General features: G+C 52.0%; 17 protein-coding genes. 14 read left to right on the top strand and 3 right to left on the bottom strand.

The features are described 5' to 3' along the window. Positions 1-43 precede the first annotated feature (43 nt). From glcT to pulA, 5 genes are all read left to right on the top strand, one after another. Positions 44-916 (top strand): glucose PTS transporter transcription antiterminator GlcT, encoded by an 873-nt coding sequence (gene glcT / locus AC3WT9_RS15985; protein ID WP_340893829.1) that lies wholly within the window; start codon positions 44-46, stop codon positions 914-916. A gap of 249 nt (positions 917-1,165) precedes the next feature. Beyond that, on the top strand, positions 1,166-3,226 hold the full coding sequence (gene ptsG / locus AC3WT9_RS15980) for a glucose-specific PTS transporter subunit IIBC (protein ID WP_341091169.1): 2,061 nt from the start codon (positions 1,166-1,168) through the stop codon (positions 3,224-3,226). 97 nt (positions 3,227-3,323) lie between these two features. Beyond that, positions 3,324-3,599, top strand: coding sequence for an HPr family phosphocarrier protein (locus tag AC3WT9_RS15975; RefSeq protein ID WP_038599075.1), 276 nt, complete (start codon positions 3,324-3,326; stop codon positions 3,597-3,599). Next, entirely contained in the window at positions 3,592-5,304 is a 1,713-nt protein-coding gene (gene ptsP / locus AC3WT9_RS15970; RefSeq protein WP_341377798.1) for a phosphoenolpyruvate--protein phosphotransferase, read from the top strand. Before AC3WT9_RS15975 ends, ptsP begins: the two co-directional genes overlap by 8 nt. Before the next feature lie 377 nt (positions 5,305-5,681). Continuing rightward, positions 5,682-8,075, top strand: coding sequence for a type I pullulanase (gene pulA / locus AC3WT9_RS15965; protein ID WP_342481403.1), 2,394 nt, complete (start codon positions 5,682-5,684; stop codon positions 8,073-8,075). A 108-nt stretch (positions 8,076-8,183) separates the two neighbouring features. On the opposite strand, the gene AC3WT9_RS15960 is transcribed toward pulA, so the two are convergent. Beyond that, entirely contained in the window at positions 8,184-9,785 is a 1,602-nt protein-coding gene (locus AC3WT9_RS15960; protein ID WP_341377800.1) for a diguanylate cyclase domain-containing protein, read from the bottom strand. Between the two features lie 899 nt (positions 9,786-10,684). On the opposite strand from AC3WT9_RS15960, the gene pheS reads away from it, so the two are divergent. The 3 genes from pheS to AC3WT9_RS15945 all read left to right on the top strand — a co-directional run bounded on the left by pheS (position 10,685) and on the right by AC3WT9_RS15945 (position 16,597). Next, positions 10,685-11,719: a phenylalanine--tRNA ligase subunit alpha gene (gene pheS / locus AC3WT9_RS15955; protein WP_341091174.1), complete on the top strand. Its 1,035-nt coding sequence runs from the start codon at positions 10,685-10,687 to the stop codon at positions 11,717-11,719. A gap of 60 nt (positions 11,720-11,779) precedes the next feature. Then, positions 11,780-14,224, top strand: a complete 2,445-nt coding sequence (pheT, locus tag AC3WT9_RS15950) for a phenylalanine--tRNA ligase subunit beta (RefSeq protein WP_341377801.1) — start codon at positions 11,780-11,782, stop codon at positions 14,222-14,224. A 207-nt stretch (positions 14,225-14,431) separates the two neighbouring features. Beyond that, the gene (locus AC3WT9_RS15945; RefSeq protein WP_445935381.1) at positions 14,432-16,597 is read left to right on the top strand and encodes a cell division protein ZapA; all 2,166 of its coding nucleotides are present in this window, start codon (positions 14,432-14,434) and stop codon (positions 16,595-16,597) included. 96 nt (positions 16,598-16,693) lie between these two features. Here AC3WT9_RS15945 and AC3WT9_RS15940 read toward each other — a convergent pair whose 3' ends face one another. Next, positions 16,694-17,086, bottom strand: a complete 393-nt coding sequence (locus AC3WT9_RS15940) for a cupredoxin domain-containing protein (protein WP_341091178.1) — start codon at positions 17,084-17,086, stop codon at positions 16,694-16,696. A 225-nt stretch (positions 17,087-17,311) separates the two neighbouring features. On the opposite strand from AC3WT9_RS15940, the gene AC3WT9_RS15935 reads away from it, so the two are divergent. Continuing rightward, positions 17,312-18,454, top strand: a complete 1,143-nt coding sequence (locus AC3WT9_RS15935) for a GGDEF domain-containing protein (RefSeq protein WP_341377803.1) — start codon at positions 17,312-17,314, stop codon at positions 18,452-18,454. Positions 18,455-18,536: 82 nt separating this feature from the next. On the opposite strand, the gene AC3WT9_RS15930 is transcribed toward AC3WT9_RS15935, so the two are convergent. Continuing rightward, the gene (locus AC3WT9_RS15930; protein ID WP_341091181.1) at positions 18,537-18,884 is read right to left on the bottom strand and encodes a phage holin family protein; all 348 of its coding nucleotides are present in this window, start codon (positions 18,882-18,884) and stop codon (positions 18,537-18,539) included. Between the two features lie 140 nt (positions 18,885-19,024). On the opposite strand from AC3WT9_RS15930, the gene AC3WT9_RS15925 reads away from it, so the two are divergent. The 5 genes from AC3WT9_RS15925 to dcuS all read left to right on the top strand — a co-directional run bounded on the left by AC3WT9_RS15925 (position 19,025) and on the right by dcuS (position 25,443). Further along, positions 19,025-21,394 (top strand): endonuclease MutS2, encoded by a 2,370-nt coding sequence (locus tag AC3WT9_RS15925; RefSeq protein ID WP_341377804.1) that lies wholly within the window; start codon positions 19,025-19,027, stop codon positions 21,392-21,394. A 30-nt stretch (positions 21,395-21,424) separates the two neighbouring features. Then, positions 21,425-21,844 carry a DUF350 domain-containing protein gene (locus AC3WT9_RS15920; protein ID WP_038588259.1) on the top strand — a complete coding sequence of 140 codons (420 nt, stop codon included), beginning with the start codon at positions 21,425-21,427 and terminating at the stop codon, positions 21,842-21,844. A 133-nt stretch (positions 21,845-21,977) separates the two neighbouring features. Continuing rightward, the gene (locus AC3WT9_RS15915; RefSeq protein WP_341091183.1) at positions 21,978-22,520 is read left to right on the top strand and encodes a hypothetical protein; all 543 of its coding nucleotides are present in this window, start codon (positions 21,978-21,980) and stop codon (positions 22,518-22,520) included. Between the two features lie 72 nt (positions 22,521-22,592). Then, positions 22,593-23,801, top strand: a complete 1,209-nt coding sequence (locus AC3WT9_RS15910) for an MFS transporter (RefSeq protein ID WP_341091184.1) — start codon at positions 22,593-22,595, stop codon at positions 23,799-23,801. A 37-nt stretch (positions 23,802-23,838) separates the two neighbouring features. After that, positions 23,839-25,443: a DcuS/MalK family sensor histidine kinase gene (gene dcuS, locus AC3WT9_RS15905; RefSeq protein ID WP_341377805.1), complete on the top strand. Its 1,605-nt coding sequence runs from the start codon at positions 23,839-23,841 to the stop codon at positions 25,441-25,443. Positions 25,444-25,460 lie beyond the last annotated feature (17 nt).

Below are 25,460 nucleotides of genomic sequence, written 5' to 3'. Positions count from 1 at the left end.
GCCGCAGCGGCAAAGGTATTCAGAATTCAAAGAGGTGTAAGCAGTGAGCAGCATAACAGTGGCTAAGGTACTCAATAACAATGTGATTATTGCCGAGCATCCCCAATACGCCGAGGTTGTGGTGATCGGCAAGGGCATAGGCTTTAACCGGAAAATACGTGACCGGATCAGTCTGTCTTCTGTGGAGAAGATGTTTATTCTCCGCAGCCAGGAGGAACAGGAGCAATACAAGCAGCTCGTTCCGCAGGTGGACGAGAAGCTGATCGAGGTAGTTCAGGAGATTGTATTGCATATCATGCAGAGCAGCCGCCAACCGCTGAATGAACATATTCATATTGCACTCACTGACCATATTTCATTTGCCATCCGCCGTCATGAACAAGATATCGCCATACATAATCCGTTTCTGTACGAAACCAGGGAAATTTACCCTGAGGAATACAGTCTGGCCGAATATGCAGTCGGGCGGATCAATCAGGCGATGGGGGTAACGTTGCCTTTTGATGAGATCGGTTTTGTCGCTTTGCATATTGTAAGCGCATTGAGCAACCGTCATATCTCCGAGGTGAAGCAGCATTCCGTGCTGATCGGTGACCTCGTGGGGCTGGTGGAGGATAATCTGAGTTATCATGTTCCGCGGGATTCCCTGGATTATTCCCGGCTGGTCACTCACCTGCGTTTTGTTCTGGAAAGACTGCGCCGTGGTGAGAGTGTGCGGGAGACTTCTTCTCTGGACGGGTTAATGAAGCGCGAATATCCTGAAATGTACATGCTGGCCTGGAAGCTGACTAAGGTCATTGAGCAGCGGGTGCGTATTCCGGTATATCCGGCTGAAGTGAGCTATCTGACTATTCATCTGCAGCGTCTGGCCCAGAAGAAAGAGGATGAAGAGGATATGGAGCAGCATGAGGGTTGAAATGAACCCCTTACAAAAACATGCTTGCAACTTCAAAAAATCGGTGCTACAATGTTCCCTGTTCCAATAAAACAGAATACCTACGTGTAACTGATACGATCAGGCATGAGTGATTTACAGTATTTTGGTTGTCAGGCCCCAAGCTGGGGCAATCTAACCTTAGTGTTAGAAGACAAACCTAAATGCTGTGTTGCTCATGTCTTTTTTGGTTTCCTGTTTGTGAAATTTACTATTAAGGAAGTGGCCTAAATGTTCAAAAAGTTGTTTGGCGTTTTGCAAAGAGTCGGTAAAGCGCTTATGCTTCCTGTAGCCATCCTGCCTGCGGCGGGCTTGCTGCTCGGGATCGGCAACATGCTGGTTAACCCTGATTTCCTTCAATACGTACCGGCACTGGAAAACAGCGGGGTTCAGGCCGTTGCCAACGTTTTGATGAACTCGGGACAGATTGTTTTTGATAACCTGTCGCTCTTGTTTGCGGTCGGGGTAGCCATCGGTCTTGCCGGTGGTGAAGGGGTTGCCGGTCTTGCGGCAATCATCGGATTCCTTGTCATGAATGTAACCATGGGAACGGTACTGGGCATTAACGCTTATGTATTGACCTGGAAGGATTTCTCCTATTCCAGTGTCCTGGGGATACCGACGCTGCAGACAGGGGTTTTCGGCGGTATTCTGGTCGGGATACTGGCCGCGTCGATGTACAAGCGGTTCTTCCGCATAGAATTGCCGTCGTATCTCGGTTTCTTTGCGGGTAAACGGTTTGTGCCGATTATGACGGCAGTAACCTCCCTGATTCTTGGACTTGTATTGACGGCTGTATGGCCGCCGATCCAGCACGGCCTGAACTATGTGTCGCAAAGCATGATCAACACGAACTTGACGCTGTCGGCCTTTATCTTCGGTGTCATTGAGCGTTCACTGATTCCTTTCGGCTTGCATCACATTTTCTATTCACCGTTCTGGTATGAATTCGGAAGTTATGTCGATAAAGCCGGTGAACTGGTACGCGGGGATCAGCGGATCTTCATGCAGCAGCTGCGCGACGGGGTGGATTTCACAGCGGGTACATTTACAACAGGTAAATATCCGTTCATGATGTTCGGTCTGCCGGCAGCGGCGCTGGCGATCTACCATGAAGCCAAACCTGAGAACAAGAAGATTGTCGGCAGCTTGATGGTTTCTGCAGCCCTTACTTCTTTCCTGACAGGGATTACAGAGCCGCTGGAATTCTCATTCCTGTTCGTAGCTCCGCTTCTGTTCGCAGTGCATGCTGTCTTTGCAGGTCTTTCCTTTATGACTATGCAAATCCTTCATGTTAAGATCGGAATGACCTTCTCCGGCGGCTTTATCGACTATGTGCTGTTCGGTATTATCCCGAACCGTACTGCGTGGTGGCTGGTTATCCCGGTAGGTCTGGTTATTGCCGTGATTTACTACTTTGGATTCCGCTATGTCATCCGGAAGTTCAATCTGAAAACTCCGGGCCGTGAAGATGCATCCGATGATTCGGAAGACGTCAGCACGGGGAATGTATCTACAAGCGGTGATGATCTGCCGCGCAACATTTTGTCCGCACTGGGCGGCAAAGAAAACATCACCCATCTGGACGCCTGCATCACCCGCCTCCGCGTCGAGGTTAAGGATAAGGCAGGCGTAGATAAGAACCGGCTGAAGAAGCTGGGTGCTTCCGGTGTGCTTGAGGTTGGTAATAACGTTCAGGCGATCTTTGGTACACGTTCAGATACAATCAAGTCACAGATACAGGATGTCATGAACGGCAGAATTCCAGCTGCTTCAGCTGCTGCCGCACCGCAGCCTGAGCTTGAGAAGCAGGCCGGTGAAGAAGGCGCAGCAATTATTCCTGAGGACATCGTGTCCCCGGTAAATGGCGAGCTGCTTGATATTACGCAGGTTCCAGATGCTGTCTTCTCCCAGAAGATGACGGGTGACGGATTCGCCTTCCTGTCAGATGACGGCAAGATTGCTTCACCGGTATACGGTAAAGTGTTCAATGTATTCCCGAGCAAGCATGCCATCGGGATTATGTCCGACGGCGGCAAGGAAGTGCTCGTGCATATTGGTGTTAATACTGTAAAGCTTAAAGGCCAAGGCTTCACGATTCTTGTAGAAGAAGGCGACCTGGTAGCTGCAGGACAGCCGATTATGGAAGTGGATCTGGAATACGTGAAAGCCCATGCGCCTTCCGTTATTTCACCGGTCATCTTCTCTAATCTGCCTGAAGGGTCTACGGTTACCTTGAAGAAGCCGGGTAAGGTGGCTGTAGGCGATAAAGACATCATCAGCATTAAGTAACATGTGCATTGGCATAGCGCTTCCCTTATAATGAAGGGAGCGCGGCCTTCACATAAGACAAACATTCAAATTAACAGAAAGCGAGTTGGATATTATCATGCAAAAAACATTCAGAATTATTGACGAAGACGGAATTCACGCACGCCCAGCAACAGCGCTGGTAAATACAGCAACAAAGTTTAAAGGCACAGAAGCATTCGCGGAAGCCAAAGGTAAAAAAGTAACACTTAAATCCATTCTCGGCGTATTGTCATTGGGTCTTGAAGCCGGCGATACTTTGAGTCTGATTACTGAAGGCAGTGAAGAAGCGGAAGCACTGAGCGCACTGCAAGATGTGATGATTAAAGAAGGGCTGGGAGAGCTCCATGAATAAAATTTCAGGAATCGCGGCTTCAGCAGGTATTGCCGTAGCCCGTGCATTTATCCTGGAACATCCGGATTATACAATCACGAAGACTGCTGTAAGCGATGTGGAAGCCGAGATTGCCAAACTGGAGAGCGCCCTGGAGAAATCCAAGGGCGAGCTGCAGGGCATTAAGGAGCGCACGCTCGCTGAATTGGGCGAGAAGAAGGCGGAGATTTTCGAATCCCATCTGCTGATTCTTGAAGACCCCGAACTCATCAGTCCCGTAATGGATAAAATCCGCGAGGAATCAGTTAATGCGGACTATGCCCTAAATGAAGTCGCCACTCAGTTTATCGAAATGTTCGAAAATATGAAAAGTGCTTACCTGCAGGAACGTGCTGCTGATATGCGCGATGTAACCAAACGCATCCTGAACCACCTGCTGGGTATTCACTATGTAAGTCCTGCGGAAATCAATGAAGAGGTTATCGTCATTGCCCTGGATTTGACTCCATCCGACACGGCGCAGCTTAATCGTAAATACGTGAAGGGCTTCACGACGAATATCGGCGGACGCACCTCGCACTCGGCCATCATGGCCCGGTCCCTGGAAATTCCGGCGGTGGTCGGCACCAAGAATGTACTGTCTGAAGTCAAGGCGGGAGATCTGGTGATAGTCGACGGTTTGAGCGGAGATGTTCTAATCAACCCGAGCGATGCTGAAGTCGCCGAATATAAAGCTAAGCAGGAAGCCTATGATCTGCAAATCGCCGAGTGGAAAAAACTCCGCGATGAGCCGACCGTATCGGCTGACGGCAAACATGTAGAACTGGCTGCCAACATCGGCACACCTAATGATGTGAACGGTGTGATCGAGAACGGCGGCGAAGGTGTAGGTCTGTACCGCACCGAGTTCCTATACATGGGCCGCGACAAGCTGCCTTCCGAAGAAATTCAGTACAATGCGTACCGCGCCGTGCTTGAGAATATGAACGGCAAGCCGGTTGTTGTGCGCACACTGGATATCGGCGGCGACAAGGAGCTGCCTTACCTGGAGCTGCCGAAGGAAATGAACCCGTTCCTTGGGTTCCGTGCGATCCGCCTGTGTCTGGACCGTCAAGATATTTTCCGCACCCAGCTGCGCGCGTTGCTTAGAGCAAGTGCCCACGGTGACCTGCGCATAATGTTCCCGATGATCGCTACGCTCGGCGAATTCCGTGCAGCCCGCGATCTGCTGCTGGAAGAAAAGGCTAAGCTGCGCGAAGAAGGCAAGGAAGTGTCGGACAACATTCAGTTGGGCATCATGGTAGAAATTCCATCAACGGCGGTTCTGGCGGACCAGTTCGCCAAAGAAGTCGATTTCTTCAGTATTGGTACCAACGATCTTATTCAATATACGATGGCTGCCGACCGTATGAATGAACGGGTATCCTACCTGTACCAGCCTTACAATCCGGCGATCCTGCGTCTGGTCAAAATCGTTATCGATGCAGCCCATGCTGAAGGCAAATGGACCGGCATGTGCGGCGAAATGGCTGGCGACAGCACAGCGATTCCGTTGCTGCTCGGTCTGGGCCTTGATGAGTTCAGCATGAGCGCAACCTCCATCCTGCCTGCACGCAGCCAGATTTCCAAGCTGTCCGCTGCAGACATGAAGGAAATGGCTGCCAAAGCACTTCAGCTTGGCACCGCCGAGGAAGTTGCTGCACTTGTGCAGAGCAGCGTGAAGTAATTCGCAAAGCTATCTTGCATTATCCGTTTAGGCAATTCACTCTTCCAACTACTGCTGGCCTCCTCTATAGGAGGCCGTTTTTTTGTTGTCGGCAGCAGTACATCACCTGTTGTTCGTGCTTTCTTTTATAAGGACAAGCTCAAATGCATGGGCGCAGCAGCCGATAATAGAATGTGGGCACATAAAACAGGTGGAACCCAAACCTGTGAACATAGTGTTACATATTATATTATGATTCAAAAGAAAGACAGTACTCTATAGACTTTGCTTGCAGATCTGTGCAAGTATTAATTTCTTCCGTAGTGGAAATAGTTGGATTTAAGTGAAGTAAACCGTTATCCGGCAATATGGCGGAGAACAGGGGGATGGTGGAATACATGAACAGCAATTATATAAATACAGAGACAATAATAGAGACTTATGAAGGCAAAGACCTTGGACTAACCTACACTGTAGGCAGCAGCCAGTTTAAAGTATGGGCTCCAACGGCCTTTACGGTATCGGTTGTATTGTATGAGACCGGCGGGATCGGCGCATCTGTATCAGCCGTTTATTCCAAAGACAGTGGAGTGATTATCCCCATGCAGCGCCAGGACGGCGGTGTTTGGCAGGCGCAGCTTACCGGAGATCTGAAAGGCAAATATTATATGTACCGCACCGTATTTGCCGATGGCAGTATAAGGGAGGCCGCCGATCCCTATGCAACCGCTGTTTCGGCGAACGGGCTGAGGTCGGCGATTGTGGATCTGCGTGAGACCGATCCGCCCTCCTGGGCAGAGGACCGTTCCCCACAGTTGCCACATCCCGCAGATGCGGTAATTTATGAGCTGCATGTTCGTGATTTCTCCGCCCATGAGAGCTCTGGCATGTTGCACAAGGGCAAGTTCAAAGCATTTACGGAAACCGGATTACGTGATTCCGCAGGAAATGCACTGGGGATTGATCATTTGGCTGAACTGGGGATTACTCACGTGCATCTAATGCCGGTATTCGATTTCCAGACGGTAAACGAACTGAATGCAAGTGGTCCGGATACCGAAGCGGGATATTACTCCGAATATAACTGGGGGTATGATCCACAGCATTATAATGTACCCGAAGGGTCCTACAGTACGAACCCAGGTGAACCCGGGACCAGGATCCGTGAATTCAAAGAAATGGTGAAGGCACTGCACAGCCGAGGCATTTCGGTCATTATGGATGTGGTGTACAACCATACGTATTCTGTTGAGAAGGGGCCATTCGAGCCGCTGGTGCCGGAATATTACTACCGTCATGATTATTTGGGTAGACTGACTAACGGTTCGGGCGTCGGCAACGAAATTGCCACGGAACGGCCTATGGTGCGCAAATATATTAAGGACTCCTTGTTATACTGGGCTTCGGAGTATCATATCGACGGGTTCCGGTTTGATCTGATGGGCCTAATGGACAGCGTAACCATGCGTGAAATTACAGAGGAGCTGCGCCTTGCCATTAATCCGAATCTGCTGATCTACGGGGAGCCGTGGACAGGAGGGGACTCTCCACTGGCAGACAAAACCCTGAAGGGTGTACAGCGCGGCAAAGGTTATGCCGTGTTCAATGACAACTTCCGCGCGGCAATAAAAGGCGACAGCGATGGTTGGGGCAAAGGCTTCGCAACCGGAGAATACGGCAAAGAAGGCGCAGTGGCATCGGGAATAAAAGGAGCGATTCATGAATTTACCGACTCGCCTGTCGAAACGGTGAATTATGTAACCGCTCATGATAACTTGAATCTGTGGGATAAGGTGCTTGCTTCCCAAGGCCAGCGCCAGGCGGCGAACCTGCCTGAACTGGAGAACGGAAGATTGAGGGGCGGCGGAGAGGTCAAACGGGCGGTTGCTAAAGCAAATCCGTACTTCGCAATCGACCCGCAGGATGTTCTTGGAAATGAAACTGTGCGCCGATCTTTGCTGGCGAACGGGATCATTTTAACCTCCCAGGGCATTCCTTTTCTGCATGCCGGAGATGAAATGCTGCGCAGCAAATATGGGGATCACAACAGCTATCGTTCCCCTGATGTGATCAATGCGATCCGCTGGGATAATAAAGAGACATTTATGCCTGTCTTTCAATATTATAAAGGTCTTATTGAGCTGCGGCGCAAGCATCCGGCCTTCCGTCTGCATGGACGGCAGGAGATCGAGCGCTCACTGGAGTTCCTGCGCTGTGAAGACGGCGTCGTCGCTTATCAGCTGAAGGATAATGCAGGCGGTGATGTCTGGAACAACATCGTTGTTATTTTCAACGCCAACTGGGGGCCTGTTACTCAGCAGCTGCCTGAGACAGGAGGTTGCTGGAACATTGTGGTAGATCATTCCCGTGCCGGAACAGAAGCCTTCCGTATTGCCACAGATCACGCAGTAGAGCTTGAAGGACTGTCGATGATGGTATTGTATGATGTCTACGGCGAGCCTGCACCGCGGGCAAAGATCATTGAGGTACATTATGACCGCCCCGACGGCGATTACCGTGGCTGGAATCTTTGGGTTTGGGGTACAGGTATCCAGGATGGACAGTGCGATTTCCGGCAGCTGGAGGATGGACGTGCGGTAGCGCGGATCGAAGTGGTGCCGGGAACAGAGTCGGTTGGATATATTTTGCGGCTGAATGACTGGGAAGAGAAGGGTAGCGGAGACCGCTTTATTGACTGCTCCGGCAGTGAGGCGCTGCTTAAGGTAGTGGTGCAAGACCGCAGCAGTGCATGCAGCGGCGATGCAGATAATCCGCTACAGATAAGCAGCTGAAGTTAAGATATCGAAGAAACGGATAGCCACTCAGCTGATAAAGGCTGTTCCAGCATCGCCGCCGTTTGGGCAGTGATTCGGGAACAGCCTGTTTTGCTGCCAGTTTCTTTATTTATGCTTGTCTGAATATTCTTCATCCACAAGCTCATTGTATAGATTGGCTTCGTTGCCGCCGCTGTTTTTGGAGCGGTACATCGCAAGGTCGGCGGCGTGGAGCAACTCGTTGATACTGCCGCCATGCTGCGGATAAAGGGCTACGCCGATGCTGGCGGAAGTATGAAAGCTGGAGCCTTGGTTGACGGACCAGGATTTGTTGAACAGCTGAAGCAAACGGTCCAGCATTTCGTTCAGCATCTCTGGATTGGTAAAGCGGTGAAGTACCACGGCGAACTCATCGCCGCCGATGCGGAAAGCCTGACCGAATCCTTTGACCGTCTGCTGCAGCTCACGGGAGAGCAACTGCAGGAATTCATCTCCGGCCAAGTGGCCAAGGGTATCGTTAAGCTGCTTGAACCTGTCACAATCGAGCAGTGCAACTGCTATTTCCTGTCTGCGGTCCTCCGGCTGATTAATCAGGTTCTCCATGTACATTTTAAAATGGGCTCTATTGGGGATGGCTGTTAAATGGTCATAGAAGGCCAGCTTGTGGAGCCGTTCCTCATGTTGCTTACGCTGGGTAATCTCACGAGAGATAAGCATATACTGCGCGGGAAAAGCACGGCTGCCGGTGATCAGTGAGATTTTCGTTTCCAGCCACACCCAGTGGCCTTCTGCCGAACGCATGCGCAGCTCCGAAATCCGCGGAGTCCCCTGAACCACACTCTTCAGCTTAACCCAAGAGATTTCAGCTTCGCGGATATAGTTGAAGAGAGGAACACCTTTGTCCGGCACGTAGCCAAGCACGCTGCAATGGGAAGGTGAGGCGTACAGGATGATGCCGTTTGAATCGGTCAAAATAATGAAATCAGACATGGTCTCCCCGATCAGCTGGTATAGGGATTGATCTTCCTGCATTTCACTTTGCAGCGAAACTACTCTGCGGCAGAGATAGATAATAACGAGCATAAGCAGGAACAAGATCAGCGAGTAGACTGCGAACAGGGTGCTTTTTCTCTCACGGAACTCTTGGGTAATCTGCTGTCCATAGTTGTCGATCAGGTGCTCGGATTGATCCAGACTGCTGCGGACCTCACTCAGCCGGGTGTTGATCAGAGTTGCTGAGTACGTATCCGGATTCCAATTGCTTTCCATGCGCTGAGAGATCAGTTCCTGCCCGGTATTCTTCCAGTTTTCAAAAGCGTCTTCGAAGCTCAGCAGCTCGTTTCTCAGCCGGGAGAGCAGCCGATCGCTCTGTGCCATCCTCTTTTCCGGATGGTTCATAGCGTTGATGTTGTAGCTGGCCATGACCAGCCGCTGCTTCATCTGGGCATTATTGTCATGAAACTCCTGAGACATCAGCCTGCGCTGTTCACTGGTAATATTCCGGTTCATCACCGTGTGCAATGCAAGGGCAGACTGGTGGAGATCCCGGTCGGCATTCAGAATCAGCTCTGAATTTCGGTAGACATCGCTGTACAGTGAATCTGAAAGCCGGTTAATTGTGTGGTTCAGATACAGCAGTGAAGCGGTGCTGATGCCCGCCAGAATAACGGAGATAGCGGCAAATAAAAGGATTAATCTGCGTGTATTTTTGATTTTGTATAAAGCCACTGTCATCCTCTCCCCGCATAAAACTTTGAGAAATCTCTTTGATAGTAGATGATACCTATGCGGAACTAATCCCACTGCGGGTAATTGGCCGCAGGGACAACGAAGAGAGTGTTCTTTCAAATAGTCATAGAAACATAGTGTTTCCAGTACGATTAGGGATTCTTCTCATCAGTATGTAGGACGTCCTGCTTAGGGCATCCGGGCCGGAACATGGAATTTATGGGGTTGATCCGAGCCTGAAAATGCCCAAAATCCCCTGCCAGCCGACCTTTCGGGTCATCAAGCGATCCGGTAAGCCGGGGAGGAGATGGGGATATTGATCTTGAGTCCTATTACCCAAGTTTTCTACAAACGATACTCCCTTTCTGTGCTAAGCGCTAAAATATCATAGCTGCCGCTCCAGTCCCCTATATTAAAGGTTAACGTATTCGTTCCCGGCGAGTTTAAGGATTAATTCCTCTGAATTTGTCGGCTTGTCAAAACGACATTTTGTGCATATAATAGATAGACATATCTTCTGAGTAAGAAGATGCAGTTTCTTAGCAACATCATTATAAATGCAGTGATGGAGAAGAGTACGCAGTGCCTGGCTTACAGGGAGGAGACGCCGCAGATTGAGAGCGTTTCTAGGAGAGCAGAGCTGCCGAAGTTCACTCCGGAGCAGATCCCTGAATTTACTTCAAGATCTTTTTGAAGAAAGACAGTAGGGGAAACCGGCCGCAGACCGTTATTTCTGTTAAAGTGAGGCATGTCTTTACCGCACCGAAAGAGGGAATACAGCTCTTAAGGGAAGTGGTACGGCAGTCTAACAAGGGTGGTACCACGGTCTTTTCGTCCCTTACCGGGAGGAAAGGCCTTTTTTTGTTGACAATATGATGATTAAGGGGGCAGTACACGCCATGAAAGAAAAGCTGGAAGCATTGAAGGTTGAGGCATTGGCTAAGCTGCAGGAAGTAACCGATCCGCAGGTTCTAAATGACTTACGCGTGAAGTATCTGGGCAAAAAAGGCGAGTTAACCGAGGTTCTGCGGGGAATGGGAGGGCTTAGCGCGGAAGAGCGACCGGTAATCGGCCAGGTGGCGAATCTGGTGCGCAGCGCGATTGAGGATATTATCGGCTCCAAGCAGGAGGCATTCCAGCAGCAGGAAACACTGACCCGCCTGCAGGCAGAGAAAGTGGATGTTACGCTGCCGGGCCGCGGGTTGCCGCAAGGCGGAATTCATCCGCTTACCCGGGTGGTCCAGGAGATTGAAGATATCTTCATCGGCATGGGCTACCGGGTAGAAGAAGGCCCTGAAGTAGAGACGGATTACTATAATTTCGAGGCGCTTAATCTGCCGAAGAACCATCCGGCACGCGATATGCAGGATTCCTTCTATTTGACGGATGATCTCCTGATGCGTACGCAGACCTCTCCGGTGCAGATCCGCACCATGCAGGCAATGCAGGGCGAAACACCGGTCAAAATCATCTGTCCGGGCAAAGTGTTCCGCCGCGATGATGATGACGCCACCCACTCCTTCCAGTTCCAGCAGATCGAAGGTCTGGTCATTGGACGGGGAATCCGCATGAGTGACTTGAAGGGTACATTGCAGCAGTTCATGAAAGAAATGTTCGGCCCGAGTGCGGGGATCCGTCTTCGGCCGAGCTTCTTCCCATTCACCGAGCCAAGCGTTGAAGTTGACGTCAACTGCTTCAAATGCGGCGGAGACGGCTGCCGGCTGTGCAAACAGAGCGGCTGGCTGGAAATCCTCGGCGCTGGCATGGTGCATCCGAATGTACTCAGAATGGGCGGATACGACCCTGAGGAATATAGCGGCTTCGCCTTCGGCGTAGGTGCAGAGCGGATTGCCATGTTGAAATACGGCATCGACGACATCCGTTATTTCTATACCAATGATATGGGCTTCGTGAAGCAGTTCAAGGGCATTTAGATTTTTGACGGGTGAGCGGCTGTTAGATAAATACATCTGAAATAAAGGAAGTGAGCGGACATGAAAGTATCAACCGGATGGCTGGCTGATTATATATCGTTAGAGGGAGTAACCGCTGAAGAGCTGGCGGACAAAATCACCACTGCAGGCATCGAGATTGACGGTGTCGAGCGCCGCAACAAGGGGCTTTCCGGGATTGTAACCGGATATGTGAAATCGAAAGAAAAACATCCCGACGCTGATAAGCTGAACGTATGTATCGTGGATGCAGGACAGGGCGAGGATCTGCAGATCGTATGCGGAGCAAAGAATGTCGAAGCGGGGCAAAAGGTGCCTGTAGCCCTGGTGGGCGCGAAGCTTCCAGGTCTTGATATCAAAAAAGCCAAGCTGCGCGGCGTATTGTCGCAAGGCATGATTTGCTCAGCTAAGGAGCTTGGGCTCAATGACAAGCTGCTGCCGAAAGAACTGCAGGAAGGCATTCTTGTTCTGCCTGAGAATACTGAGATCGGCCAGGATATCCTGAAGGTGCTGAGCCTGAATGATGAAATTCTTGAATTCGATCTGACACCGAACCGGTCCGATTGCCTAAGCATGATTGGCGCGGCCTATGAGGTAAGCGCGATTCTTGGCCGGGACCTGAAGCTCCCTGATCCGGCAGCGGATCTGATAGAGACCGGGGGCAAGGCGCCCGACTCTATTTCCGTAAAAATCGAGAATGACGAATACTGTTCCCACTATGCAGTTCGCTATATTACCGGAGTGAAGCCTGCTGCGTCTCCGCTCTGGATTCAGAACCGGCTGATGGCTGCAGGAGTCCGTCCGATCAATAACATCGTGGATATCACCAACTACGTCATGCTGGAATACGGACAGCCGCTGCATGCCTTTGACAGTGACAAGGTGGAAGGCGGCGTGCTTGGCGTCCGCTTTGCGCAGGAGGGAGAGATTCTGACTACGCTCGACGGGCAAGAACGCAAGCTGGAGCCGCAAATGCTTGTGATCGCCGATGGGGCAAAAGCCGTAGCGCTTGCCGGAGTGATGGGCGGACTGGCAACGGAAGTAACTGGAGAAACAGTTAATCTGGTGCTGGAATCGGCCAAATTCGACGGTGGAACGGTCCGCAAGGCTTCACGCCAGTTCGGCCTCCGCTCCGAAGCATCATTGCGCTTCGAGAAGGAAGTGGATCCGAATGCTGTAATTCCGGCATTGAACCGGGCGGCAGCACTGATTGCGCGTTATGCCGGGGGTTCAGTGCATGAAGGCATTGTTCAGGCAGGAGGAGACTCTGCACAGGAGAAGGTTCTGAGCTTGTCTCTGGAGAAGCTGAACAACTATCTCGGCACGGAGCTGTCTCTGCTGGAAGTGAAGACATTATTTAGCCGTCTGCATTTCAAATGCGGCGATGCCTCCCAGGGAGTCGTTGAAGTTCAGGTGCCAACCAGACGCGGCGACATCAGCTATGATGTGGATCTCATTGAAGAGATTGCCCGTTTGTATGGCTATGACAATATCCCGACAACCCTGATGGAGGGCACTACCACTGCAGGAGCACTCACTAGACAGCAGTTCCTGCGCCGCGAGCTGCGCCGCCTGCTGTCCCTTGGCGGATATCAGGAGGTCATGGGTTATTCCTTCATCCAGCCGGAGCAGAGCAAATGGTTCCCTGCGTTTGCAGAAGGCCAACTTTCTGTGAAGCTGGCCATGCCGATGAGCGAGGAACGCAGCGTGCTGCGTACCAGCCTCATTCCGCAGCTGCTTGATATTGCCCTCTACAATATCAACCGCCGGCAAAGCGATCTGGCGCTGTTCGAAATCGGCAATGTCTTCTTCACCGATGAAGAGCAGCTCACCCGCCAGCCGCGTGAGCTGCCGGTGCTGGGACTGCTGCTGAGCGGAAGCCGCGCAGCCAAACAGTGGAATGTGACGGCAGAGCCTGTCGATTTCTTCGATCTTAAGGGCGCGCTGGAAACCGTGTTTGCGCATCTGGGACTTACCGGACGTGTAGTCTATGAGGCTGATGCCCCGCAAGACTATCATCCGGGCCGTTCCGCTTCGGTGTATCTGCTGGGAGATGAAGGGCGCGTGATGATCGGAACAATCGGCCAGCTTCATCCTGAACTGCAGCGCAAGCTTGACCTGGAGGATACCTATGTAGCTGAGATCCTGCTGCAGCCGCTCTATGAGTCCGCACGCGCTAACCTGCAGTACAGTGAACTGCAGCGCTACCCGGGAATGGAACGGGATATTGCAGTCGTTGTGGATTCGGAAGTTCCGGCAGGCCATCTGCTGGCTTCCATCCGTGAGAACGGAGGAACACTCCTGCAGAATGTGCAGGTGTTCGACGTGTACACCGGCGGCAAAATGGAAAGCGGGAAGAAGAGCGTAGCGATCTCGCTGCTCTACCGCCATACGGAACATACACTGACCGATGAGGAAGTCGGGGAAGTGCATGATAAGGTTGTTTCCGCACTTCAGCAAACTTTTGGTGCGGAATTAAGAAAGTAGCAGGAATTGTGCAAAGCCGCAGCGAATCCATTAAGAATCAGAGATTCGCTGCGGCTTTTTTCTAATAAGTCTAAGGTGCGGCGGATATAGACTAAATCAATATAATAAAGACGTTTTTTTGCCAAATGTTTAAGAAAAACGCTACAATAGAAGCAGGGATAGCAACTTAGAATCCGCACACATACAAAGGAGGGCACAACTGTGGCTATGGACCGGACTCGTGTCGCCGTGGAGATATATGGAACTTCCTATAAACTTGTCGGAAGCAGCACTGAATATATGAAGCAGGTTGCCCGTTATGTGGACGAGCACATGCGCGCAATTTCCAAATCACATTCCAGACTGGATACACCGCGGATTGCGGTGCTTGCAGCCGTACATATGGCAGAGCAGGCCATCCAGGTTCAGGACTTTAAGAACGAGCTGAATATGCTGACCGGCGAGCGCACGGAGCTGCGTGTGGAGGTGTCGCGTCTCCTCGAAGTACAGCGGGAGCGGCAGGAGGAATTCGAACGGCTGGATGCTGCGGCCAAAGAAGAGGCAGCACGGCTGATTGCCGCCGCTGAAGAGGAACGCAAACGGCATTTGGAGATACAGGAACAGGAGCGCAAGGTTCATGCCGAGCAGCTGCTTGAAGCAGGGAAGACGGCTGCTGCGGACCGGGATAAGCTGGCTGAAGAGCTGCAGGCCCGTGAGCTGGAACTGAAGGCGCTGCGGGATACGAATGAGAATGAGCAGGCTGCTGCCCGCGAGAGTCACCGGCAGGAGCTGGAAAGGCTTGAAGCTGCACGTCTGGAGCAGCTGGAAGAACTGAAAGCGGCGCATGCGCAGGAGCTGGAGCTTCTCCGGGAGACTTTGTCTAAGGAGAAAGCGGAAACGCTGTCGGCTCTCCAGCAGGAACTGGCTGAGACCCGGGAGACGCTGGGAAGCGAGGTTGTGGAGATCCGCACTTCGCTGAGCAAGGAACTGGCGGATACCAAATCCGCGCTGGATAAAGAACTCAGCACCGAAAGAGAAGCGCTGCAGAAGGAGCTCGCCAAGAATAAGGAGCTGCGGCAGTCGCAGGGTACCCAAGAGCACCGGCATAAGCAGCAGCTCGGAGAGCTGGAGAAGCAGCTTAGCGAGCTGCGCGGCGGAACCGGACAGCTTCAGTCCAGGCTGAGAGCGGCGGAAGCGGGGCTGAAGGGTGAACGTGATGCCCGTACGACGCTTCTGGCGCAATATGAAGCGGTTCTAAGCCGGGAGGAGCAGCTTTCTGAAGAGCTGCGCTCCGCTACGGAACTGGGAACACTCCTGAATGGGGAGCTGGAAGAGCTGCGCCAGCGTTATGAGCAGGTACAGCGCGAAGCCGTAGAACTTAGAGAATCGCTGCAGGCAACAACTGATACTTTAAACCACACCAAGGAGGAGCTGCGGTCTGCCGCCGAATTGGGAGAGCAGCTTAGCGATGAGCTGGAAGGACTGCGCCAGCGGTATGAGCTGGCACAGCAAGAATCCTCAGAGCTGCGCAAATCGCTGCAGGGAACCAAGGACAGTCTGCTGAACGTACAGGCGGAGCTTACCCGTACTGCAGAAGAAGCCGGGAATTGGCAGGAGCTGGCGGACAAGCATATGGAGGATATCAGCGAGCTGGAGATGAACCTTCTGGAAGCTGAAGAGAAGTCAGCAGGACTGCAGCGTGAGATTGATACGCTCCGCGGCCAGGCAGACGGAATGGTGCAGCAGCTCGACCGTGAGGCTCAACTGCGTGCAGAAGCGGAAATGGAGAGCGCAGCACAGCGCGAAGCTGAAGCGGAAGCCCGCAAGGAGCTTTCGGTGCTGCGCGGGCGTTATGAGGAACTCATTGCGCAGTATGATGATGTTCTGCAGGACGGAGAGCAGCTTCGCGAAAGATACGAGCTGCTGGAAGCCGAAAGCGAAGAGTCCACACGGCGTCTCGAAGAGCTTTACGAAGCCAGCCGTGAAGCTGCCGTAACCGCAGCAGAGCAGCAGGAAGTGCTGAAGGAAGCGCGGGAGTACGAGGCATCCTGGAAGTATAAGTATGAAGAACTTCAGCAGCGTCAGCAGCAGTGGAGCGAAGCGGAAGCCACTCTGCGCGAGGAAATCGAGATCTGGCAGCAGCAGGCCGGAGAAGCCGAAGCCGAGGCTGAATCCATGAACCGGGAGCGTAGCGAAGTGCAGTTGCAGCTCGCGGAAATCGGTGAGAGCTACGAGCTCGTGCAGGGACAGCTTCGTTTGGTACAGGCGCAGTTCGAACTGCGGCAAGGTGAGCTGGATAAGCTCTCTCAGGAGCATCGCAATCTCCAAGGGGAATATGCCAAGCTGCAAAGTGAATATAATGAATGGATTCAACTGATCGAACAGGATAGTTGAATGGCGGACGCAAGATAAAGACGGGGCCCGGGCAGTGAATTCTGCCTGGGCCCCGTCTTTATTTTTAGATATCAACCTGCGGATAACTGTATGTTATTATTCCACAATAATCTTAGCGCTCATCGAGCTGTGCCCGGAGCCGCACATGATTGCACAGGTCATTTCGAAGGTTCCAGCTTCCTCTGGAACAATGACGCGGGAAGAATCCTTGGCGGTTAATTGAAGCTCCAGCTCAGGAACAAGAATTCCGTGATTGCCGCTTTCGTTCTTAAAGGTGATCTCCACCGGCACGCCCTTTTTTAAATGATATTCCTCCTGGTCAAAGCTGTAATTCGTAGCAGAAATAACGAGTTCATCCTCTGGCTTGATGCCGGAAGCAGCAGTACCATTATTGCTGGTAGAGCCGGCTTGATTGCCGTTGCCGCCACTACAGGCCGATAGTATAAGAACAAATGCGATGGACACCAGCATGGCTGATCTTCGGATCATCTTTATCCTCCCATAACTATATTTTGATACCGTTCAGTGACAATAGCATAGCTTAGTTTTATTCGGAAGTCTTGGATAAACTTTTCAAAACCGTTGGAAAACAATCAGGCTCGGAATTTCGTCTAAAATATGTCCGAAGTTTGTCGAAAAATGCAAATAAATGATGCAAAAATAAATTAAATTTATTATAATGAAAGCTATTATATTAACGGTTAGAAGTAGGGGATGTACATCAATTTAGCTAATGATACGTTGAATGCAGAGATATGGCACCGGAGAATATTAAGCGGGTATTGGGTGCTGGTAATTTTCATGCTGGCTGCCCAGCTCATCTTTATGTTGTCAACCCATATGCCTGAAGTCAAGACAGTGCTGATTCCGAGCAAGGGGCACCTATTTATAGGATGTAATTTAATGATTGTGATCTCGATGATAATCGCCGAAATGTGGTTGCGCACTACCCTGCAATATCACAAGCAGGCTGTTGTTGTTTGCGGGTTTATTGTGTCCTATTTGATGTATTTCGTCTTAGAGCCGTTTGTTGACGGTGCACAAATGACCCTGATGATGCCAATTATGATTGCGCTTGTTTATTTTGATCAAAGACTGCTGCACGGATTGGGACTGATCAGCTTACTGTTTTATGCCGGTGTTTATTTGGGGCTGGAACGGCCGTTTCTGAATAAGCCGCTGCTGGAGTTTTTGATGGTAGAGTGTGTGTTTATTGTGTTCGTTGTGATGGCCCAGGCCGTAATTGTCCGGGGACGTGAAGTCCGTGAGCATCTGGAGCAGCTGACCAAATCCGAACAGGAACTTATGGTCGAGCGGGCAATTTCCGATAAGATGCTGAAGATTGATGCACTTACCGGCCTTTACAATCACAAGTCATTTCATGAATATCTGGACTCGCTGCTGGAGCAGTGTGAAAGCAACGGGCTGCGGCTGCAGCTGGCCCTATTTGATATTGATAACTTCAAGCAGGTGAATGATACTTATGGTCACTGGGTCGGAGACCTTGTTCTGAAGGAGGTTGCGGCCAAGATGGGCAGCCTGATCAGCTTAAATGATTTTGCGGCGAGGTATGGCGGTGAGGAATTCGCGGTGATCTTCACGGATAAAAGCGTTATAGATGCTTATGCCGCTGCAGAGAAGATGCGGATAAATATCGCCCAGATGGAGCATCCCTATGCTGGTGACAAGCCGATTACGGTCAGCATCGGGTTGTGTGATTACCAGCTCGGAGACGGCAAAGAGCGGCTGTTCCGCAAGACGGACCATGCCCTGTACGAAGCCAAGCGGAGCGGAAAGAATACTGTGGTTACCGCAACAGTAGCCCATGACGATGATCCGGTCATGTCCTATGCTTAGTTACTATAATAAACCCCCTAATTCCGTTATAATCCGGAAATAGGGGGTTTCGTTGTCTGCAGAGCCACTGCTGGGCGATATGTTATTTTCCCGCTTCAAACGGAGTGGATACCGGCAGAAACAGGTCGATAATCCCTATGACGAGGGCTGCCAGAAGCGCGCCAAGGATGGAGACGCTGACACCGCTCACGACAAACTGGGCGATCCAGATGACTAATGCACTGACGATAAAACCGACGATTCCGCGGCCGAAGGGCGTTGTTTTTTTGCCGAAGATGCCCTCAATAACCCAGCCAAGCAGAGCGATCACCAAGGCAAGGACAAGTGCACTCCAGAAACCGCCGATTGTAAACTGCGGGACAATCCAGCCGACAACCAGCAGCACGATGGCTGCAACGATGAAACGGACGACATGACCCAAAAATCTCACTGAACTAACCTCCTTTGCCTTCGTTTCAAGGATATGTGCAGTTGTTATTGTAGCCCGAATCGCTGATTCTATGCCTAAATAGCGCAAATGGGCCGAATTAGGTATAATGTAAACATCTATGAAGGGAGCTGTGACAGTAATTGGACGACAAGATTTTGCATACGCTTGAATATCGCAAGATTTTAAATAAATTGATGCAATATACGCAAACCCCGATGGGGCGGCTGGCGGCTGAAGACCTGAGGCCCTCCGGTGATTTTGAAGGGGTGAAGAAACTGCTGCAGGCTACGGATGAGGCGGCTAACGTTGACCGGTTGAAGGGAATACCTTCTTTCCGCGGGGTCAGCGATATTCGGCCTGCGTTGAAACGCGCCTCCATCGGCGGCATGCTGGGAACGACGGAGCTGCTGTCGGTTGGCAATACCATTGGCGGAGCCCGCCGGGTAAAGCGGTTTCTGGCGGCCATGCATGAGGATGAGAAGATCCATTCTTTGTTTGCCTTAAGCGATCTGCTCTCGGAGCAGAAGCATGTAGAGGATGACATCCGGGCCTGCATTGATGAGAATGCGGATGTGCTCGATTCGGCAAGCCATGAGCTTGCCACGATCCGCAGGGAGCTGCGCGGAGGGGAGACGAGAATCCGTGAAAAGCTGGATTCTATGATCCGTTCCTCCTCAGTGGCCAAGATGCTGCAGGATCAGCTGGTGACGATCCGCGGTGACCGGTTTGTCATTCCGGTCAAGGCCGAATACCGCGCCCATTTTGGCGGAATCGTGCATGACCAGTCCGGTTCGGGGGCAACGCTGTTCATTGAGCCTGAGTCTATTGTGGCGATGAACAATAAGCTGCGGGAGACCCGCCTGCGCGAGGAACGCGAGATTGAGATCATTCTCCACCGGCTAACCGCGCTGGTAGGCGACATTGCCGAAGAAATGACCTATGATGTCGATATCCTTGGCGAGCTTGATTTCATCTTTGCCAAGGCGCGTCTGGCGCGCGATATGAAAGCTACACAGCCACGGATGAATGATCGTGGCTACCTCAAGCTGCGCAAGGGGCGCCACCCGCTTATTCCGGCGGAACAAGTCGTTCCCTTGGATGTGGAGCTTGGCAATCAATACAACTCAATCATCGTTACCGGACCGAATACGGGCGGTAAGACGGTTACGCTGAAGACCATCGGCCTGTTGAGCCTGATGTCGATGTCCGGATTGTTCATTCCGGCAGAGGAAGGCAGCCAGATGTGTGTATTTGATGCGATTTATGCCGATATTGGGGATGAACAGAGCATTGAGCAGAGCCTCAGTACCTTTTCCAGCCATATGACCAATATTATTTCCATACTGAAGCGTATGACTCCGAAAAGCCTGATCCTGCTGGATGAGGTGGGAGCGGGAACAGATCCGGCCGAAGGCTCGGCGCTCGCCATTGCGATTCTGGAGCATATTCACCGGATAGAATGCCGGATGGTGGCCACCACGCATTACAGCGAACTGAAGGCTTATGCCTATGAACGCAAAGGAGTCATCAATGCCAGCATGGAATTTGATGTGCAAAGTCTCAGCCCAACCTATAGACTGCTGATTGGTGTGCCGGGCCGGAGCAATGCATTTGCCATTGCCGAACGCCTCGGACTGCAGAGTGACATTCTTGAGCATGCCCGCGGCGAGGTCAAGGAAGAGGATCTGCGCGTGGAGCATATGATTGCTTCACTTGAAGAGAACCGGCTGGGTGCAGAGAATGAACGCGAGCGTGCTGAAGTGGTCCGCCGTGAAGCGGAAGAATTCCGCAACCGGCAGCAGCTGGAGCTGGAGAAGCTGGAGAGCCAGCGCGACAAGCGGCTGGAAAAGGCGGAGAAAGATGCCAGCGCCATTCTGGACAAGGCGCGTAAGGAAGCGGAGGAAATCATCAGCGATCTGCGCAGGCTGGCGATGGAGGAAGGTGCCTCCGTCAAGGAGCATAAGCTGATTGAAGCACGCCGCCGCCTCGATGAAGCCGAGCCGGCACCGCGCAAGAAGGTGGTATCCCGCAGCAACAGCAGCAAAGCACCGCGGCAGATTCAGCCCGGAGATGAAGTCAAACTGCCGAGCGTGAATCAGAAAGGCTTCGTCGTGGAGCTGAGCGGAACGAAGGAAGCGCTGGTGCAATTCGGCATTATGAAGATGAAGGTTAATCTGAACGATCTGGAGTTCCTGGCTTCCGCCCCGGATGTCCCCGTTCCTGCTCTTCGCCGGGCTACTACAGTGAAACGTACCCGTGACGAGAACATCCGCAGTGAGCTGGACTTGCGCGGAACGAACCTCGAAGAGGCAATCATGGAGACCGACCGCTTTATTGATGAAGCCTTTCTCGGCAACCTGGGCCAGATTTCGATCATACACGGCAAAGGAACCGGCGTGCTGCGAACGGGTATTCAGGAGTACTTGCGCAAGCATAAGCATGTCAAAAGCTACCGGCTCGGGAATTATAATGAGGGCGGCGCGGGCGTAACCGTGGCTGAACTGCAATAGCGGCGGAGCCTGGCGGAAAGAGGGGGAAAGATGCAAGAAACTATTGATCTTATGCTGGGCCATCCGCTGGGCGCACTGATCGGTTACTTCACCGTGGCGATTTTGGGGCTGGTGGTGTTTCTGTCCTTTTTTGAAATGGTGACCAAATATAACTGCTGGGAAGAAATCCGCAAAGGGAATTTGGCGGTAGCCATGGCGACAGGCGGCAAAATCTTCGGCATTTGCAATATCCTGCGCTTCAGCATACAGGCAGGGGCTTCGATTTACGAGACGATGAAATGGTCGGTTGTAGGATTTCTGCTGCTCTTGCTGGCTTATTTTTTGTTCGAGTTTTTAACCCCTGTTTTTTCAATTGATGATGAAATTGCCGCAGATAACCGTGCTGTCGGATTGACGGCCATGCTGATCTCGGTTTCACTGTCTTATGTAATTGGCGCCGCTATATTCTAAACTCGGGGAGTAGGAAAATCATGAAGATGCTGATCCGGATTCTGTTTTTTTCTGCCCTGGCTTTTATAGCGGCCGGTATTATTTATTTAATGGTGAATTGAATTAAATGTGAGGTAAGAAGGAGATTTTAGTGATGGAAACAACCGTATGCCCTTGGTGTCATACCGAAATCGTGTGGGACGAGGAATTTGGACCCGAAGAGACTTGCCCCCACTGCAACAATGAGCTTAGCGGCTACCGTACAGTCACTCTGGGCAGTGACGATCTGGAAGAAGACGGGCCGGAGACTGAGGACGAACCGGAGTCAGAGGAAATCAGCGATGAGGACTTGTGGGACGACAGCGACAAGGAGAGCGTAGTGCCAATCTTCAATACCGCCAGCCAATTCAGCGACGATTATGATATGAAGCGTTATGAGCATAGCGTTTCTGCCATTCTTGCTGCACAGCTTGAAGCACCCGAGTGCCCGCAATGTCATGAACTGATGGTGCTTGCCGGTACACAGAAGGTAGACAGCTTTGAGCCGTCAGCTCCCGAAGCACTGGGCGGAGCTGTAATGAAAGCACCGTTTGCGCTTAATCTCTATGTATGCCCTTCATGTTTTCATGTTCAGCACAATCTGGCGCAGAAAGACCGTATTCAGTTTGTGCGTAACCTGAGCACCTCTGCGGAATAAATGCCGATTCATGTCAGCCCTGCTTTCTGGACATATTAAAGCTAGGAATGTCCAAAAGGCAGGAGGTTAATTATGAAAAGCTTATTGCGTAATCAGGCGGTTCTGCTGCTTGCCGTGGCCGGGCTGTATATGTTGGCGAGTGTGCTGGCAGGCACTTTTCTGAACGTCTATCTGTGGAAAAGCCGCCAAAATTTTGCCATGATCGGCTGGTTTACGGTTGCTCAGCAGGTGGCTGTTGGCCTCAGCTTCTGGGTGGGCGGCAAATGGGTGAAGGAGCATAATAAGATGAATGCCCTGCGGCTGGGAATCGCCGTTTCGGGCTTTTTTTATTTGCTGGTGCTGTGGCTGGGCGGACAAGCAGTGCATTATATCTGGCCGCTCGGCCTGATCCTGGGGCTCTCGATAGGCTTCTTTTGGCTGGCATTCAACATCGTGTTTTTCGAAATTACCGAAGCGGTGAACCGCGATTTCTTCAATGGGTGGATGGGGTTGCTCGGTTCATTTACCGGCATCGTCGGACCGTGGATTTCCGGTTGGCTGATCTCGTTGTGGCCAGGGGATCGCGGGTACCGCGTCGTATTTATCATCTCGCTCTGCACTTATGGCATTTCAGCCGTACTCAGCTTTCTGCTGCAGAAGCGTAAGAGCGAAGGGACCTACCTGTGGCTGGAGCCATGGAAAGAGCTCCAGCGTGCCGGCAGCCCATGGAGACCGGCAGCGGCTGCGCTGCTGTTTCAAGGTATGCGTGATGGCGTTTTTTCATTTCTGATCGGCTTATTGGTGTACATAGCGGCTAGAGAAGAGAGCAAGCTGGGGCAGTTTGCACTAATTACTTCAGCTGTATCTCTAATCAGTTATTTTGTTGCCGGTAAGTGGTTCAAGCCCAAATTCCGCTCCGCAGGCATGTTGGCCGGTGGCCTGCTGCTGGTGGCTGTGATTACGCCGCTGCTCTGGAAAGTCAGCTACGGGACGCTGCTGATCATGGGCATAGGGACCTCGCTCAGTATTCCGCTGTATATGCTGCCTATGGTTTCGACCAGCTTTGACTTGATGGGCCTGTCTGCGGAGGCTGCCGGCAAACGGGTAGAGCTTGTTGTGCTGAGGGAGCTGAGCCTCATGAGCGGACGGCTGCTAGGGGTGTTCGTATTCATTGCGGTGCTGTCTGTGAACGACTCACCACAGGTTATCACGCTGCTGATGCTGCTGCTGGGTGCATCTCCGCTGGGCAGCTGGCTGGTTTTGCGCCGTCTGCTGAGAAGCGGCAAATATCATCCGTCCTGAAGAGGGCGAGATGACCGGATAGGGGGAAGGTTAAGTTTTGGCCAAGAAAAAAGGTTATGGCCTAAGGACGAAGGTTGCAGTTATGGTATCCGCTGTGGTGATGTTGGTCATGCTGATGCTCTACATTATTTTCCGGAATCAGATTATCCCGCAGACCCGCCATGCCCTGGAGGATAAAGCCATTACGATTGCCCGCACCCTTGCCTTGATGCCGCTGGTGTCGGAAGGGCTAGTGGAGGGCCGCAGCAAGGAGATTCAGGCCTATACCTCCAAAATCACCCGCCGCAATGATATTATGTTTGTAGTCGTAATTGATATGAACAGTATCCGCTATTCCCATCCTGATGCCTCAATGATTGGAAAGCACTTTGTGGGTGGAGGACAGAAGATGGCGCTGCGCGGGGAAGAGAGCATCTCCGAAGGCGAGGGGCTGCTGGGCAAGTCACTGCGCGCCTTTGTGCCAGTGTATAACAACAGAGGTTCGCAGGTAGGAGTAGTCGTAGTCGGACTTTCGCTGGAACGTGTGCACCGTCTGGTACGGCAGAATGAATGGACCATCATCGCAATTCTGCTGTCCGGTGCCGTGCTTGGAGCCGGAGGGGCGATCGTGCTGGCCCGGAAAATTAAACAGATGATGTTCGGCATGGAGCCTTCAGATATTTCCAAGCTGCTGGAAGAGCGCAGCGCCATGCTGCAGTCTGCACGCGAAGGTATTATTGCGGTAGATGATAAAGCCCGGATCACAATGATCAATGTAGAAGCAGAGCGGCTTCTGGGAACGGTGGGCATTACTGGCAATGCGATGACCCGGCATATCGCAGATTATTGGCCTGAGCTGCGTCTTGAGTCCGTGCTGGCCACGGGGGAAGCGAAGGTGGATCAGGATCTTGAGCTGAACGGCATCACTTTGCTCGTCAACAGTGTTCCGATCCGGGTGAATGGCCAGATTGCCGGAGCCATCGCGACATTCCGGGATAAGACCGAGCTTGCCGTGCTGGTCGAACGGCTGTCCGGCATTTCCGTATATGCGGACGCCTTGCGGGCCGGGACGCATGAGTTCATGAACAAGCTGCATGTCATTATGGGAATGACACATATGGGCCTGTACGATGAGCTGCAGCAGTACATCTCGGGCATGGTGGGCAACTACCAGAAGGAAATCGGCTCTATTACGAGACAGATTAAGGACCCTGTGATGGCAGGCTTCCTGCTGGGGAAATTGAGCCGGGCCCGCGAAGCAGGAATTGATCTGCAGCTGACCGGGGACAGCTATTTGCCGGAATCGGCAGACCCGCAGTGCATTCATGAACTGATCACGATTGCCGGCAATCTGCTTGACAACGCTATGGAGGTACTGAAGGAGCATAACGTCAAGGAGATAGAGCTTGCTTTTTGTTATGACCGGGGACGCCTGATTTGCACCGTGCGGGACAGCGGACCGGGCGTTCCAGAGGTGCTGCGGGAGCAGGTATTTGTTCAAGGCTTCTCCACCAAGGGAGAGCAACGGGGAATCGGTCTGTACCTGGTCCGGAAAAGCGTGGAGAAGCTGCAGGGTAAGCTTCAGATTGTAGATGACGGGAAGCCGGGAACAACGTTTATGGCCGATGTGCCATATGCTGTTAAGGGTGATGAAGCAGTATGACCATTAAGGCGCTGTCC

It is taken from the genome of Paenibacillus sp. EB106-06-01-XG199, assembly GCF_058791575.1.
This window is presented reverse-complemented; position numbering and strand designations above follow the sequence as displayed.